This is a genomic window from Wolbachia endosymbiont (group A) of Hylaeus communis, assembly GCF_947251915.1.
GTDB classification, from domain to species: Bacteria; Pseudomonadota; Alphaproteobacteria; order Rickettsiales; family Anaplasmataceae; genus Wolbachia; species Wolbachia pipientis.
Genome location: NZ_OX366396.1, coordinates 1,252,679 through 1,269,090 on the forward strand (window position 1 = coordinate 1,252,679; position 16,412 = coordinate 1,269,090).

The 16,412-nt window shown below is 36.2% G+C and carries 11 protein-coding genes and 1 pseudogene; 7 read left to right on the forward strand and 5 right to left on the reverse strand.

The window, feature by feature from the left end; translation table 11 throughout:
• Positions 1–9 precede the first annotated feature (9 nt).
• From OPR52_RS06150 to OPR52_RS06160, 3 genes are read right to left on the reverse strand one after another with little or no spacing between them, the layout of a single operon-like run.
• Entirely contained in the window at positions 10–2,526 is a 2,517-nt protein-coding gene (locus OPR52_RS06150) for a TrbL/VirB6 family protein (RefSeq protein WP_265038023.1), read from the reverse strand.
• Entirely contained in the window at positions 2,519–4,924 is a 2,406-nt protein-coding gene (locus OPR52_RS06155) for a VirB4 family type IV secretion/conjugal transfer ATPase (RefSeq protein ID WP_265038025.1), read from the reverse strand. The genes OPR52_RS06150 and OPR52_RS06155 overlap by 8 nt, the downstream gene beginning before the upstream one ends.
• Before the next feature lie 9 nt (positions 4,925–4,933).
• Complete coding sequence (locus tag OPR52_RS06160; RefSeq protein ID WP_007548615.1) at positions 4,934–5,230, reverse strand: type IV secretion system protein VirB3; 297 nt, start codon at positions 5,228–5,230, stop codon at positions 4,934–4,936.
• A 108-nt stretch (positions 5,231–5,338) separates the two neighbouring features.
• On the opposite strand from OPR52_RS06160, the gene OPR52_RS06165 reads away from it, so the two are divergent.
• Together OPR52_RS06165 and OPR52_RS06170 are read left to right on the forward strand one after the other, a co-directional pair.
• Positions 5,339–6,865 (forward strand): lysine--tRNA ligase, encoded by a 1,527-nt coding sequence (locus OPR52_RS06165; RefSeq protein WP_265038027.1) that lies wholly within the window; start codon positions 5,339–5,341, stop codon positions 6,863–6,865.
• 459 nt (positions 6,866–7,324) lie between these two features.
• Positions 7,325–8,157 (forward strand): annotated as a pseudogene (locus tag OPR52_RS06170) (IS5 family transposase).
• Positions 8,158–8,212: 55 nt separating this feature from the next.
• Here the strand turns inward: OPR52_RS06170 and OPR52_RS06175 are convergent.
• Positions 8,213–9,072 (reverse strand): IS630 family transposase gene (locus OPR52_RS06175; RefSeq protein WP_265037751.1). Its coding sequence is split into 2 segments (ribosomal slippage): positions 8,213–8,748 and positions 8,748–9,072, totalling 861 coding nucleotides; the frame shifts between segments, so codons are not numbered across the junction.
• A gap of 154 nt (positions 9,073–9,226) precedes the next feature.
• The gene (gene alaS / locus OPR52_RS06180; protein ID WP_265038029.1) at positions 9,227–11,905 is read right to left on the reverse strand and encodes an alanine--tRNA ligase; all 2,679 of its coding nucleotides are present in this window, start codon (positions 11,903–11,905) and stop codon (positions 9,227–9,229) included.
• A 165-nt stretch (positions 11,906–12,070) separates the two neighbouring features.
• Here alaS and OPR52_RS06185 point away from each other — a divergent pair, with 165 nt between their 5' ends.
• From OPR52_RS06185 to purH, 5 genes are all read left to right on the forward strand, one after another.
• Positions 12,071–12,514 carry a PAS domain-containing protein gene (locus OPR52_RS06185; protein WP_265038031.1) on the forward strand — a complete coding sequence of 148 codons (444 nt, stop codon included), beginning with the start codon at positions 12,071–12,073 and terminating at the stop codon, positions 12,512–12,514.
• Positions 12,515–12,612: 98 nt separating this feature from the next.
• On the forward strand, positions 12,613–12,819 hold the full coding sequence (rpmI, locus tag OPR52_RS06190) for a 50S ribosomal protein L35 (protein WP_007548610.1): 207 nt from the start codon (positions 12,613–12,615) through the stop codon (positions 12,817–12,819).
• Positions 12,820–12,839: 20 nt separating this feature from the next.
• Positions 12,840–13,205, forward strand: a complete 366-nt coding sequence (rplT, locus tag OPR52_RS06195) for a 50S ribosomal protein L20 (RefSeq protein WP_006279340.1) — start codon at positions 12,840–12,842, stop codon at positions 13,203–13,205.
• Positions 13,206–13,217: 12 nt separating this feature from the next.
• The gene (gene fmt / locus OPR52_RS06200) at positions 13,218–14,117 is read left to right on the forward strand and encodes a methionyl-tRNA formyltransferase (protein WP_265038033.1); all 900 of its coding nucleotides are present in this window, start codon (positions 13,218–13,220) and stop codon (positions 14,115–14,117) included.
• A gap of 80 nt (positions 14,118–14,197) precedes the next feature.
• The gene (purH, locus tag OPR52_RS06205; protein ID WP_265038035.1) at positions 14,198–15,709 is read left to right on the forward strand and encodes a bifunctional phosphoribosylaminoimidazolecarboxamide formyltransferase/IMP cyclohydrolase; all 1,512 of its coding nucleotides are present in this window, start codon (positions 14,198–14,200) and stop codon (positions 15,707–15,709) included.
• The last annotated feature ends 703 nt before the right edge of the window (positions 15,710–16,412 follow it).

Genomic DNA, 16,412 nt, shown 5'->3' on the forward strand with positions numbered 1-16,412 from the left:
ACCGCCACCTTAGTTAATCTTTTCGCTGGAACCTTTACCACTATCTCCACCTCCTCCACCAATACCTCTTGCCTTCTTGACAGCCGCAGCAGCAGCTTGACCAACACCTCCAGCAGCAGCTTTGGCAGCAGATAAAGCTTTGCCCACCATTTGTCCAGGTGTACTACCAGAACCGAGTGCTGCTCTATGGTTACCAGCAAGTTCGGCAGCCATGCCAGGAAGAATGTTTAAAAAGTGGTAAAAGAGGAATAATACTAAACACAATTTTAATAATTCTCCGATGAGAGAGCTGCCAAACTCCATGTATGTAAAGTCGAATAGACCAAGTATGCTGCTCTTTTTAAAGCTATAATTTTGCATCATACATGCAAGAGTAGTTTCATTTTTATCACATTCCCCATCTTTCAATTTAAACCACTGTTTTTTCTTACTATATGAGATTTCTGCTTGTTTCTTTTCATATGACTTGTCCGGTTGTTCATTTTTATATGACTCGTCCAATTCAAAATTTAAATTTTTAAAATAGATTTTATCACATGCTATGAACATAAAGGACAAAAACGCAAAAAGGATAACCGGGTATAAGCTATAGGTAATCAACTCTTTCACCCAGCCTTCAAAATATCCTTTGGTGTATTGGAATAAAACCATAGGAATGAACAAAGGTGATAAAATGATGATTACACTTAAAGCAACTAGAGATAAAATAAATACATAGCACAGCCACAAAATAACCATCATCATCAGAACGGCCATAAATATACAGACAAGAGCTACTAAAATTTGTCCACCAGCAAAAATAATACCGATTACCGAACCTGCAACTAATAAGACAGGAGCAGCACCAAGCAAGACTGCTAATGTTGCAACACCTCCAGTACCAATTTTGCCACCAATTCCATCTAAAGGGGCACCTAAATAAAACAAAATTCTACAATCAAGCCTATCCCAAGGTGCAAGATAGCTATAATTTCCTGTACTATATTTATAATCATTAGCTTTATAATTACATATGCCTTTACTTTCAGATGATGCTTTTAGCACTATTTCTGACAAGCCATTTGAGAGACGAGTCAATTCTCCATAGTAATGAGACATGGTACTGCCTGTTGTGAAGTAAATCACTAAAGCGAATTTTATGATCAACATGTACATTTCTTGAGGCCTCTGAACTCCACCAGACATGGCTTTTATAGAGAACAATACTAAAGCTAGAACCAAAACAGCAGTTACAGTGTTCTTCAGCCTTTTCTGTGCTACAGATAAGAAACTGCCCTTGTTATGTCCATCTTTATCTTTAAGTGGGCTGCCACTTGAATCAATACCTGCAACTAAATTATCTAACGATTCCTTAATGCATTGTACTATCATAGAAGTTACGGGAATAGGAGCTAATGATTTACTCCCTGCCTGGTTATAACAAGCTTCAGAGACATACGAGCTAAAACAGCCTTTATTGTCGTAACCTACAAAAATTTTTCCTTCTCTTTCCTTATTTCTTATATTAATTTTATAGTCATTATCATTACCAATAGAAACTTCTTCTTTCCCTGTGCCATCTTTATTTTTGAATATCATCACAGATTTTTCACACATAGGAGCAATCGGGTCAGGTGGCAATTCCGTGCACCCCATATCAACCCCTTGCGGCCAAGGAGTCATTTCGATACCAAGCATTTTCACACTTGCTAACTCCACACATAATCTGCCCATTTTTCTTACTGCTTTGAATGTAGCTCCATGTATGGGTTCGCTCTGTCCTGCTTTGAGAACTTTACATTCCAGCTCACCATCAACCTTCGGGGACCATGACCCACCTTCATATCCAGTATCTTTCTCTCTTACATCAAAGTCTACATCACTAAAAATATGACCAAATGTCAAAGGATTTCGATGACATACTTCTATATATTCACTGTATTGCACACCGTTTTTTGGCCAGTAATAACTCTCTGTACTCTCCTGAACGTTAGAATTTAAGGCTTCTTTTTCTGCTCTTTTCCCGTCATAATCTTTTTTGTTCACGTCTTCCCGAGCTTTATTTTGCAAACAAGAAAAATATTCCTCTTCTGTTTGGTAATTTTCATTGGTGCAGCCACTATAACCTGTGTCTTCTAATTTAAAATTTTTGTATTTTCCATCATGATCACGTGCAACTGGGTGTTTAACAAAACTATGTTCACAAACAACAAGCCCTCCTATCGCTTTCCAGACTCCAACAATTGCAGCTATCATTCCAACAATAACAAGAGCGGTAAACAAACCAGCAGAAGAAACGATCAAAACAATGCCAGTAAATATTGCGCCAACAGCAATCGCTATTCCAGCAAGTGCTGCAGCTGTTTTAAACGCTCCACAATCAGGATTAGAGGCACGACTAAAACTGCCAGTGGAATTAAATCTGCTAACAAATTCTGTCTTGTCAGTACCACTTACTCCATCTGCAAGCACTGGATATGAGAGTAAAAAGTCTATATTTAGTAAAAATATCGCAATTAATAGCAATGACAGCTTAGTCTTAAACATTTTTTACCTTCTGATAAAATATAGGCAACCATACTTTTGGGTTGTCCCCAACTTCATTTAATATATCGTGTAACAATAGAACACTTTCTGCACGTCCGGATAATACGTTGATTATATCATCCAGGCCTTTTAAGTCTATTCTAGCTACTACAGCATTGACTCCTTGTTTCACCAAAAAGAATCTAGTACTCGGATCTGTGTGCTTAATTAATATATATTCACGTTCAGTTAACATAAAAACATCCCGATAGACACTAGTAGCTTTCAGATTTGGTAAAAAAATCTGTGTCGCTGTTTGTTGTACAAGCGTATCGCTAATAGTACTTTTACTTGCATCCTCAACACTCTGAGTAGCAAAAATCACAAAAGCATTTAGTTTTCTCAGTACCTTCAACCAGTCTTTTATCTTGGGTGCAAAAACTGGATTATCTATTAACGCCCATGCCTCATCAAGAACGATAATAGATGGAGTGCCATCAAGAGATATACTAATCCTATGAAATAAATAAATCAAGACCGGTCCAAGAGCAACAGGATCTTTGAGCAAGCTAGCCATCTCAAAACCAAATACTCTTGCTCGTGAAAAATCTAGCAAATCTTCTTTATTGTCAAATATTGCAGCATGAGAACCATTATCATGCCACATAGATATTGCCCCAGCTAGAGTATCAGGACCTGCAAGCCCTAAAAACGGTACGAGGTTTCTCAAGAATCTGTCTTCTTTTCTTAATTTAAAATTTCCTTCAATTGCATCATTAATTCGTGCAATATCTTCTGAAGTAAATTTATCATTATATACCGAAATTAAAGACTTTATCCACTCCATTAAAAATGTTCTATTATCAGAGGTATCATCAAGTTGTAAAGGATTAAAATTTGTTTTAGTTCTTGGTTCTATTACAGTATAGATACCACTAAGTGCTCTTAAGAAAATCTCTGCACCGCGATCTTTATCAAAAAAGAATATCCTTGGAGAAAACTTCATCGCTTGGGCACACAGGAAATTCATTAAAACAGTTTTACCAGCACCAGTTGGGCCAATTATCATAGTGTGTCCAACATCCCTTATATGAAAGTTGAAAAAAAATGGAGTACCAGATGTCGTGTCAAAAACTGTAACGGCATCTCCCCAGTGGTTATTGAATTTATTACCAGTAGGATAATTATGTTGAGATGCAAATCCAGCCAAATTAAGACTACTTATTGTAGCTTTTCTCACTATATAATCGAAATTACCAGGAATTTGCGCCCAAAATGCTGGTTCAAGGTTAACTCTCTCACGTATAGGGTAAACACCGCAATTAGAAAGCTCTGATTCTACCAACGACAGAGCGTTATCCAATGATTTAGGACTTTTTTCTATACATAAAATAGTCAGGTGATGTTGACCAAACGCAATCTTACCACTCATTGCGTCATCAAGCGCTTGAGAAATTTCTGCTATTTGAGAAATAGCTTTATCTGCAGACTGTATCATTCGATTTTGCTGTATCTGCATTTTTCCAATCGCCATTTGCCTGTTTATAAATTGAAAAGATTGCGTAATTATAAACTCGTAAGGAAGTTGTAAAAACGAATCAAGCATTCCTGCAGAAGTATGATTTCCATATTCTTTGATACTAATTATTCCAGCATATTTACTCTCATTATGAGTCACAACCTGTATCATCTTACGGCCAAAGAATAACCTATGTACTGGTAAGTATCTTGATATTTCAGTTCTTAGCGGAAAAAGCGTATTTGTAACGAAGCCACAATTTACGATTCTAGATAGAAACTCCATTATTTCGCAGAACAAACCATCTGGAGTTTCTTTTACTCCAAGAATTTTAGGCGAATAATTTCTAAGGCTTGTCACTACACGATTTGTCGTTTCCTCTAAATCTTCATACGTGGTACGTATATCACTTTCCCAAGCATGTTTTGAAGTTACATGTCCGAATTTTTTTAGTAGATGTGACAAAAATTCTACTCCTTTTGTGTCCGCTCTACGGATAATCGTAATGTATAGGTCATTAATAAATGATTGCCTTGTTGCGTGTTTTTCTCTCCATTTTAGATTTACGTGATTAGCGAAAAAATTCGGCAAACCTTGACTTGCAAATTCATCAGAAAAAATATTTTTCTTACGTCTGATAGTATGAAAATACAAACTAAATGCCGGAGATGAAATGCTTCTTAGCATCTGATTCCTGATGTTGTTCTGTATGACTAAATCCTCGTCATCGGCAGTTTCAAATGCAAAACCACTTAATTTTATAACCTTAACCAACCAATTTTCTTTTGTCATCAAGGTTGTGCTATTCCAATAGCAAGAATAAGGAATAAATTCAGCAGCGTGAACTTCCCTGTTCAGAGTAGATTTATTCTTTGATTGAATAGCCCTAAACCTCAGCATCACACAACGTTAAGCAATATCATAAGAATTGGCTCCATGGTAAAAACGATTTAAACATTTCGAGCACTTTCCCAATTTTACCATAAATAATTCAATAAACAACGGTTCTTTTGCAGAAGCTATATAACCAAGTCCATGTATACCTGGTAACATTAAGAGAATCACTCTTAAATCATTTGAATTAATGAAAATTAGCATGCAAATCAGGACGTTTAATATTGCAAACATATAACTCACACCAAAGAGCATTGCAGGTCTTGTAAGACCTTTAAATAATTGATCTGTTTGTATACTACCTGTGGACATATCTTTAACCTTCTAATAATAGCTCTAACACTAATACTATATCATTATATTAAAAATCCATTGAAACTAGTAGCACTTTAAGTTAAGATACATTATTTAATCCCGATAATGACAAATTGGCCATTTCAAGAAGCAGAAAAAATATTGCAAGAGTTTCCTAATAAAAAAGAAATAATATTTGAAACTGGTTATGGACCCTCTGGTTTACCCCACATAGGAACCTTTGGAGAGGTTTTCCGCACTACAGTTATTGTAAATGCATTAAAAAAAATAGCTCCTGGTATAAAAACCAAAATCATTGCAGTTTCAGATGATATGGATGGTTTGCGAAAAATACCAGATAATGTGCCAAATCAAGAGATGCTAAGAGAGCACTTAAATAAACCATTGACTATGATACCTGATCCATTTGGCACTCATCAGAGTTATGGTCATCATATGAATTCATTGTTGTGTAAATTTCTTGATATGTTTGAATTTGAATACGAGTTCAGGAGTGCAACAGAGTGTTATAAATCTGGCGTTTACGATGAAAAACTTTTACTCTTACTGAAAAATTATGATAAAGTGATGGACGTAATGCTTCCATCATTTCGGGAAGAAAGACAGCAGACTTATAGTCCATTCTTGCCAATATGCCCAAAAACTTCTCAAGTTTTACAAGTTCCAGTAATTGAAACAAATACAGAGAAAGGAACAATCACATATGAAGACCCAAACGGGGAAAAAATAGAAGTTCCAGTGACAAAAGGAAAATGTAAACTGCAATGGAAACCTGATTGGGGAATGAGGTGGGCCGCATTTGGAGTAAATTACGAAGCTCACGGAAAAGATTTAACTCCATCTGCTGTGCTTTCAAGTCAAATATGTGAAATACTTGGAGAAAAGCCACCACTTCTGTTTTGCTACGAGCTTTTCCTTGATAAAGAAGGAAAGAAAATATCAAAATCAAAAGGAAATGGCATTTCAATTGAAGAGTGGCTAACTTACGCACCAACAGAGAGCTTAGCATTGTACATTTTTCAGAGTCCTAAAAAAGCTAAACGTTTATATTTTGATGTGATACCAAAATCAACTGATGAATATTTAGAATTTGTAAAGCGTTATCATGAGAACAAAGAAAAGGATATAAATAATCCTGCTTGGCACATTCACCAGGGCAATGTTCCCAGTATAGAAACTTCAGGCATAAATTTCTCACTACTTTTAAACCTAGCAGCAGCTTGTAATGCTGAAAACAAAGAGATCCTATGGGGTTTTATATCCTCTTATGCACCAAACGTTACACCAGAAAATAATAAAATGCTTGATAGACTTTCAGACTTTGCAGTAAAGTATTATCACGATTTTATCAAGCCAACAAAATCATATAAAACTCCAAATGAAAAAGAGAAAGAAGCGTTACTAGATTTGAAGGACACTTTACATTCTCTATCTATAACTGCTACTGCTGAAGAAATTCAATCTCAGGTATTTTCTATTGGAAAAAAATATGATTACACTAACTTACGTGACTGGTTTCAGCTATTATATGAAACGTTACTTGGCCAAAAAACCGGTCCAAGAATGGGATCTTTCATAAAGCTTTATGGAATGGATAATACGATTTCTCTCATAGAAAGCGCTATTAAATAGACTTCTTGCATAACCATGTAACAAACTTTTATTGGAAATAGAAACGAAAAAACTTACTTGACACCCTTCGCCAGCCCCCTTATCATGAAACTGAAGCTATTTATTTATCTTCTCTGTACAGATTAAATGACAAAAAAACTCAACGTATTTGGCGTCTCATGTTTAATTTTTTGCACTATGTGCACCTTATGTCTTTATAAAATTTCTAGGTTTTTACCTAATATAAGCTGAAATGCGCTATTTAAAACATCAAAAAACGCCGATTTAAAAAATGGATAGTGAATAACTAGCTACCCTAGGGTTTCTTTTGCCTTTTTTTCTGTTTAGTAAATTTCTTAATGTTTATAATTTAGATTAGTTGCGGCTTAAAAGCAATTAAATCGCGGTTATTAAGCGTTTAGAGGTTGTCCGGAAACAAGTAAAAGGCTATAATATCTGAAATTTTAGTACGGGGTAAAGATGAGAAAAAAGTATCCAACAGATCTAAGCGAAAGGGAATGGGCAAGAATAGAAAAACACTTCAGAGTATCATACAAGAAAGGAGGAAGGCCGCCAAAGTATAGCAAAAGAGAAATATTAGAAGCAATTTTCTATGTATTGCGTACAGGGTGTCAATGGCGGTATTTACCAAATGATTTTCCGCTATGGAAGACTGTGTATGAGCAGTTCAGGCAATGGAAGAAGCAGGGAATTTTTGAGAAAATGAATTATGAAATTACAAAATATAGTAGAAGAAAAATAGGAAGGAATGAGCAGCCGAGTGCCTGTATAGTAGATAGTCAATCTGTAAAGACTACAGAAAAGGGGGGATCAAAGGCTATGATGGAAGTAAAAAAGTAAAGGGTAGAAAAAGGCATATAATTACAGACACTCAGGGTTTTATACTAGGTTGTTACGTAGGCGCTGCTAACGAAAATGATAGAGATGGTATTAAAATAGCATTAAACAATATGAGAACAAAATATACTAAAGTTAAAAAAATGTGGGCTGACATGGGATACCAAGGAAGAAATTTAAAGAATCACATAAAGGAAGAATATGACATAGATATTGAAATTGTTAAAAGGCCTACATGTAGATTTTGGGTGCACAAAGATACGCCACCTGAGCTACTACCAACAAGAGAACAAGGGTTTAAAGTACAGCCAAGAAGATGGGTTGTAGAAAGGACTTTTGCTTGGGTTAATAGGAATAGAAGGCTATCGAAGGAGTATGATTTACTCACAACATCCACTGAGAATTTCATATACCTAGCTATGAGTAGGGTTATGTTAAAGAGGGAATATGCTTGAATTTACTTGTTTCCGGACAACCTCATATAGCATTTCTCATAATAGTCCGAACAGGTCATAGGAAGGCAGAATCAACAGCACGACGAAAGGATTCGAATAGAGGAATGTTTTTCCTGGCTCTGTTTTTTATAGCAAACCAATGATGCTCAATTTTGTTGAAATCTGGAGAATAAGGCGGCAGATACAAAATTTCTGCACCAACCCCTTTAGCAAGCTCGATAATCTTATCAGACTTATGAAAAGTAGCATTGTCAAGAATGACAGTCTGTCCAGGTTCCAAGATCGGTGTCAAAAATTGCTCAAACCATCCATTAAAAACATCCATATTACAGTGGCCTTCAAAGGTTAACGGAACAACTATCTTTCTTCCACTTAAGGCTGCAACCATACTGATTCGTTGAGTTTTCTTTCCAGATTTTAAGGCATAAAACCGCTGTCCTTTCTGGCAATATCCGTAGGGGTAGTCTTCGGTGTTATCAATGCCAGACTCATCTATATACACTAAGTTTTTAGGTTCTTTTGTCGCTATAATTTTCAAAAATTCAGCACGTTTTTCTTCGTTTCTTTCCTTGTATCCATATGTCTTTTTTTGCGCGTAAATTCAATTTTTTTAAGGGCTCGATAGATCGTTTGGATACTAACGTTGTTCCAAAGTTTAGCCATTTCCGATAGAGTCTTTCCTCCGTGTTCTCTGGCAAATTTGGCAAAGGTATCCCAGTCGGTAATTTTGTGATTGTAACCCCCATTTCCAAGTTTTTTTGATTGAAAGTCTCCTGTTTCTTTTCTTCTTTGCTGCCACTCCCATAAAGTAGTTCGTCCAATCTTAAATCTTGCTGCCACTGTTTCTCTGCTTTCTCCTTCGTCTAGCGCTTCCATTGCTTTTTTTCTTAAATCATAACTATATGCTGCTGGCATTCAACCTCCTTATCATCATCTACCCTTATCCTATCACATCCGGACTTTTATGGAAAGAGCTATACTTCGTCATCCCGCTGCTTGTTAGCGGGATCTCTTGTTAGCGGCTAAGAGATACCGCGAATGAATCGCGGTATGACGGTGTAGACGATGGTTAAGTATCCCGCTGCTTGTTAGCGCCGCGGCGGTATGACGGTTCGTGGTGGTATGACGTAGAGTGCTTAGAAGCTGTTATTTTGCTATAAATGGCTGTAATGGCATCATCTATTTTATTGCTATCACAGCCTGTTTGTGCAAGTTCAGCATTCCCACCACAGTTCTTTTTAACTGCTATGGATATTAGTTCTTTTGCGCTAATCTTATTGATTAAGTCTTTACTTACTTTAATAATCAAGACTGTTTTATCTTTTTCTGTTGCCGTAAAAGCTATTACCGTTTTTGGTTTTTGTTGCTGCAAAACAAACTCTCTTATTACATTTGCTGGAATATCAGTGAAAGTGTGGCTTATAAAATTTATTCCATTTATTTCGGTGCTTTTTATATTCTCTGCACTCACAAGCTTTTTATATAGGTTTTTTATTTTGGTTTCGGATTTTTTGTGTTCTTGACTTAAAATACTTAATCTGCTTGTTATTTCACTCACTGGCGCTTTTACGAATTCTGCAACTTTTTTTAAGTTAATTTCATTATCACGTACATAATTGATTGCTTCCTGACCAGTTAAAGCTTCAATTCTCCTCACTCCAAAAGCAACAGAACTCTCTGTTACTATCTTAAACAAACCAATTTCTCCAGTATGTTCAACGTGTGTGCCACCACACAGTTCCCTTGAATCTCCAATCTTCACTACTCTTACTTGATCGCTATATTTTTCGCCGAATAACGCCATAGCTCCTTCGTCTATTGCCTGATTCATGCTCTGAATTTTTGTAGACGTAGAAAGGTTTTCTCTGATTAGAGAGTTTACCATATCTTCTACTAAGAATAGCTGATCCTGAGTAACTTGAGTGTTATGACTAAAGTCAAATCGTAACTTATCCGGTGCAACTAGGGAACCTTTTTGAGTGACATGATCACCTAGAATTTTTCTGAGTGTAAAGTGCAGAAGATGTGTAGCTGAATGATTTCTTCTTAAGGTTTGCCTTCTTTCCTTGTCAATGCTTGCTGCAACTGTGTTAACTTTACAAATTGAACCGAACTTAACTATGCATCTGTGCAAATATAGGTCATTAACCTTATTGGTATTTTCCACTGTGATTACACCTAGGTCTTGTGTCATTCCAGCGCGTGACGCTGGCCCAGTTGGGATGACAATGAAACTTCCAGCATCTCCCACCTGTCCACCTGACTCGCCATAAAAAGGTGTTTTATCAAGTATAATGGTTATCTTTTCTACCTCCTTTGCAGAATCAATTACTTCATTTTTAGAGGAAACTATAGCTAGTATTTTCGCATCACTTACTTCATTGGACTCATAACCAACAAATTTTGTTTTGCCAAATTTATTGATCAAATCAAACCATACTTGCTCAACAGATTTTTCACCAGATCCAGCCCATTTAGCACGTGCTCTCTCTTTTTGTTCTCCCATTGCATCATCAAAACCCTTCTGGTCAAAATTTATTTTTTTCTCTTTTAAAATATCGAGTGTAATATCCAAAGGAAATCCGTAGGTGTCATATAGCTTAAACGCTGATTCTCCAGGCAAAGTATCGCCTGGTTTTAAATCTGCAGTGAATTTCTCCAGGAGATTGATACCTTTCATCAAAGTGTCTTTAAAGTTTTCTTCCTCTGATTTTAACGTCGTTTCTATTAAGCTTTTGGCTCTGATCAATTCAGGATAAATATCCCCCATATAAGCCGAACTCGTGCTATCTATCAACACTGGAAAAATACGATGGAGTAGGGAATCATTATATCCAAGCAGGTGAATATAACGCGCGGCTCTCCTAATTAATCTGCGTAATACGTAATTCCTGCCCTCATTTCCAGGAAGCACTCCTTCTGCGATGAGAAATGCAGCCGCGCGAAGATGATCTGCTACGATCTTATGCACTATTTTATTTTCCGTTCTTCCACAGTACTCCTGTGATTTACTTATCAAAGCAGAAAATAAATCAATATCATAGTTATCATGGACATTTTGCATTACAGCAGCTATTCTCTCAAGGCCCATTCCAGTATCGATACATTTTTTTGGCAATTTATGTAAATTACCTTCTTCATCTTTATTAAATTCCATGAATACCAGATTCCAGATTTCAACAATTCTATCGCCCTCTTGTAAATTAGGACTCCCATGGTCATAAAAAATTTCAGAACATGGGCCGCACGGACCAGTGCTTCCCATACTCCAAAAGTTATCATCCGTTGCAATTCTTATGATTTTATCACTTGAAAAGCCACTTATCTTACGCCAAATCTCGTACGCCTCATCATCAGTATGGTAGACGGTTATGGATAGTCTGTTTTTATCAAGAGATAACTCCTTAGTGATAAATTCCCACGCAAATTCTATCGCGGTTTCTTTAAAATAATCACCGAAGCTAAAATTTCCGAGCATTTCAAAAAATGTGTGATGCCGAGTTGTATAGCCAACATTTTCAAGATCGTTGTGTTTACCGCCTGCTCTTAGGCACTTTTGACTTGAAACAGCACGCTTCATTTCAGTTTTTTGAGCACCAGTAAAAATATTTTTAAACTGCACCATACCAGCATTTGTGAACATGAGCGTTGGGTCATGCTCTGGAATCAAAGGAGAAGAAGAAACCTGCTCGTGGTCATTACTTACGAAAAATTTTATAAATCTTTCTCTGATTTCGTTTAGCTTCATCGTTTTTATTGAGATTATTCATGAATAATAAGCTGCAATGGAAATAAAATCAATACCACTCTCTAGATCTCAGAACTTCTAGTGACATGCACCTTGTGGTAAGAAAAAATCAATATATTCACGATAAATTTACCTCATATCTGTGTTTTATATGTGGAAATTGGAATGGAAATTTATGTAGGCAAAGAAAAAAGAATAGCAAATGTGGTGACTCAACACTGGAATGACATAAAAGGATCAGACAGAGATTGGCCAGAAAGGCATGAAATAGACACTGCAGAAATAATGGAATCATGGCAGCATTGTTTTGTCATTGAAGTCAAGGATCAAGGTTATATTTGTGAAAATGCAGGAGAAAAGGCTGTTGAATTCTATGGTTTTGAGAACAAGACGCGTATTGATAATAAGTATGCAATTGATGCACCATTTTTGCGACTATATAAAATAGATGCAGTTATTGATAAACTTGATACTGTAATAGAGAGTAAATGTCCAATCAACGAAGAGGAAGCAAGTGAAAGTGTTAAAATGAGGCAAGTATTGTTGCCACTTGGGAATAAAGAAGGTATAACACACATATTGGGCGTAATTACTTTTAAACTCCTTTAATATACAATTTTAATTTGATTCTTTAATAAAATTATTTATACTAATGCTTAATTACTATTAAAGAACTCAATAGTAGTGCTTGTAAATTTATTTGGAATATGAAGAAAATAAAATTAAAAACCAAATCTTCTGTGAAAAAGCGCTTTCACCTTACAGCTAAGGGTAAAGTTATTTCTACTCAGTCAGGCAAAAGGCATGGCATGGTAAAGAGAAGTAAATCTAATATTCGTAATCAGCGCGGTACAACGATTCTTGGTAAATCTGACTCGCGTATAGTTAAGCTTCATATGCCTTACGGTATTTAACAAAATGGAGGTAAAATAAAATGGCTCGGGTAAAACGTGGAGTCACTACTCACGCTCGTCATAAAAAAATATTGAAACTGGCAAAGGGTTATAGAGGGCGCGCAAAAAGTTGTTATAGAATTGCATTACAAAGAGTTGAAAAAGCACTGCAATATGCTTATAGAGACAGAAGAACCCGTAAACGTGATTTCCGTAGCTTATGGATAATACGTATTAATGCAGCAGCAAGAGAGCATGGGCTTACTTATGGTAGGTTTATGCATGGTCTTACACTTGCCGGCATTGATTTAAATAGAAAAATTCTTGCTGAGATGGCAGTTAATTATAAGGATGATTTTGCCAAATTAGTAGAAACTGTAAGTGGTAAATTAGCGGAGAATTCTTAAAGCAAAAACACCATGAGAATTATTTTCATGGGATCACCAGGATTTGCTGTTAATTCTCTGAGCTTGTTACTGAAATCAAAGAGCGAAGTGGTGGCAGTATACACCAAGGCTCCAAAACCTTCGGGGCGTGGACAGAAGCCAACGAAATCTCCAGTACATGTTATCGCTAAAGAAAGTAACATAGAGGTATGTACTCCTATCTCTCTAAAGTTTTCGGCAGAGCAAGAAAAATTTAGAAATTTCAAACCAGACGTTGCAGTTGTAGCCGCGTATGGGTTGATACTTCCAAGAGAAATTTTGAATATTCCAAAATATGGTTGTATTAATATTCATCCTTCATTACTACCAAGGTGGCGTGGTGCAGCCCCGATACAGCACACAATTTTAGCAGGAGATCAAGAAACCGGGGTTAGCATTATGCAATTGGATGAAGGATTAGATTCCGGCCCTATTTTAAAACAGGAAAAATTTCTTATCGAAAAGAACGATAATTACAAGACATTGCATGATAAATTATCTAAGCTAGGCAGTGATTTACTGCTGAAAGTGCTAAACGAAATTGAAAAACAGCTTCCCTTAAAACAGAACGATAACAATGCATGTTACGCTGACAAAGTGGAAGACTATAAAATTTATGCAAGTGATGCCTGTGAAGTTGCTTATAGAAAGGTTAAAGCGTTTTACCCAAAAGCATTCATTAAGATAGAAAATAAACGTATCAGGATACTTGATACTGACTTTGAAGCTCTCGCTTCAGAACAAGGTAAGATTGTTAACGATAATATGCACATAAGTTTAAAAGGTGGCACTTTAATTCCTAAAGTTGTACAAATGGAAGGGAGAAATCCTTGCAGTATTGAAGATTTTATTCGTGGCTTGAAATCAAGCATGGTAAAAAAATTTATAGAATAGACTGCTTTAAATTAGTGTAGAAATGTAATAGCTAAATTTCCTTTTCTTAGATATAATCTTAAAAAACTTTCCATATAAAAATGAAAATAAAAAGAGCTTTAATATCAGTATACGATAAAACGAATATAATTGATCTTGCATCGTTTTTAACGCAGCAACAAATAGAAATTCTTTCAACGGGCAATACTTATAAAGTGCTATCTAGTGCAGGAATAAAAACACAAGAGGTCTCAGATTACACACAATTTCCAGAGATACTGGGTGGTAGAGTGAAAACTTTACACCCTAAAATTCATGGAGGAATACTTTATGATCGAGAAAAGCATAAAAAGGAAGTGCAAGATCTAGGTATTGAGCCAATAGACCTGCTTATAACTAACCTATACCCATTTTGGGAGACAGTAAGTAGCGGCTCAAATGAAGAGCAAATTATAGAACAAATTGATATCGGCGGAGTGGCGTTAATTAGAGCTGCAGCAAAAAATTTTCATTTTACTTCAGTTATTTCTAGCATTCAAGACTATGAAGCACTGAAAGCTGAGATGATAGAAAATAACAATAAAACAACATTGGAATATAGAAAACACTTAGCAACCAAAGCATTTGCTCTCACTGCACACTACGATTCTAATATTCACAGTTGGTTTTTATCCCAGAGTAAAAATAATGAGTTACCAGAGTTTTTTGCTCTATACGGGCATAAAGTACAAGAACTCAGGTATGGTGAAAATCCCCATCAAAAAGCTGCATTTTATAGTAATCAATTTACAGAATATCCGTTGGAAAAACTACATGGAAAAGAGCTGAGTTATAATAATATAGTAGATATAGAATCCGCACTTAACATAACTTCTGAATTCGAAGAACCTGCAGCAGTGATAATCAAGCATAATAACCCATGTGGCGCTGCTATTGGTAATAATGCTTTGGGGGCATATGAAAAAGCTCTATCGTGCGATGAAGTAAGCAGTTTTGGTGGTATAGTTGCCTTAAACCGGGAGATAGATTTAAAGCTAGCAGAAAAATTAAACGAGATATTTTTGGAAGTAGTGATAGCACCATCGGTAAACAATGAGGCACTAAAAATTTTACAAAGAAAGAAAAATTTAAGAGTGATTATTCATAAATCTTTTCAACAAAATGTGAAATACCAAACTAAAAATGTTGTTGGTGGGTTTTTGGTGCAAGAAAATAATGACCACACAATAAAAGCAGAACAAGTAACAGAATGCACTGCAACAGACAAAGAAAAAAAAGATCTTATTTTTGCCTGGAAAATATGTAAGCATGTGAAATCCAACGCAATAGTTATAGCAAAAGATGGTTGTGCTATTGGCATCGGTGCAGGGCAAACAAGCAGAATAGATAGTGTGAACATTGCAGTGAAAAAAGCAGGTGAAAAATGTAAAGGTGCAGTGCTTGCTTCAGATGCATTTTTTCCATTCCCAGATAGCATAGTAGAAAGCGCAAAACATGGAATTACAGCTATAATTCAGCCCGGTGGCTCGCTAAAAGATCAAGATGTGATAAAAGCTGCAAATGAAAATAAAATTGCTATGTTTTTCACTGGCGTTCGCAGTTTTTTCCATTAGGCTTTGTGTCTTATCGTCATACCGCCACAAACCGTCATACCGCGATTCATTCGCGGTATCTCTCAACATAGATCCCGCTAGCGGGATGACAAATATACCGCCGCGGCGCTAACAAGAGATCGCGCTAACACGTAGCGGGATGACGGTTGTCAGCCAAGTAGCCCCCTATGATGTCATTCCAGCGCCACTATGATGTCATCCCAGTGCCCCCTGTAATGTCATCCGAGTAGCTGACACTGGGATGACACCCTCCTAGTAGAAACGCTTTTGTAATTGCAACATTCGTGCAATCTTTAGCCATAAACATTAAGAAATTTACCAAATGAAAAAAAAGGCAAAAGAAACCCCGTGGTGGTTGGCTATTTACCATGTACTAAAATATCGGCGTTTTTTTATTCTAAAACGCTTGATTAAGAGCGATTTAGCTGCTTTTAACTTGCAACTAACCTACACCGCAAGTGTTTAAGAAATTTACTAAGCAGGAAAAAAGGCAAAGAAACCCCGTAGTAGCTAGCATTCAAATTCTCCCTTGTCAATTTGACGTTTTTTGCTGTCTTAAACGCTTTGTAAGCGCGTTTCGGCTTATATAGGTAAAAACCTAAAAATTTTTAAAGACATGCGATGCACGTAGTGCGAAAAATTAAACATGAGACGCCAAATACCCTAAGTTTTTTGTCATTAACCTGCACAGATTGCGAAGATA

Coding starts and splice junctions, on each gene's coding strand:
- OPR52_RS06150 (WP_265038023.1), bottom strand. CDS start 2,526: ATGTTTAAGACTAAGCTGTCATTGCTATTAATTGCGATATTTTTACTA.
- OPR52_RS06155 (WP_265038025.1), bottom strand. CDS start 4,924: ATGCTGAGGTTTAGGGCTATTCAATCAAAGAATAAATCTACTCTGAAC.
- OPR52_RS06160 (WP_007548615.1), bottom strand. CDS start 5,230: ATGTCCACAGGTAGTATACAAACAGATCAATTATTTAAAGGTCTTACA.
- OPR52_RS06165 (WP_265038027.1), top strand. CDS start 5,339: ATGACAAATTGGCCATTTCAAGAAGCAGAAAAAATATTGCAAGAGTTT.
- alaS (WP_265038029.1), bottom strand. CDS start 11,905: ATGAAGCTAAACGAAATCAGAGAAAGATTTATAAAATTTTTCGTAAGT.
- OPR52_RS06185 (WP_265038031.1), top strand. CDS start 12,071: ATGGAAATTTATGTAGGCAAAGAAAAAAGAATAGCAAATGTGGTGACT.
- rpmI (WP_007548610.1), top strand. CDS start 12,613: ATGAAGAAAATAAAATTAAAAACCAAATCTTCTGTGAAAAAGCGCTTT.
- rplT (WP_006279340.1), top strand. CDS start 12,840: ATGGCTCGGGTAAAACGTGGAGTCACTACTCACGCTCGTCATAAAAAA.
- fmt (WP_265038033.1), top strand. CDS start 13,218: ATGAGAATTATTTTCATGGGATCACCAGGATTTGCTGTTAATTCTCTG.
- purH (WP_265038035.1), top strand. CDS start 14,198: ATGAAAATAAAAAGAGCTTTAATATCAGTATACGATAAAACGAATATA.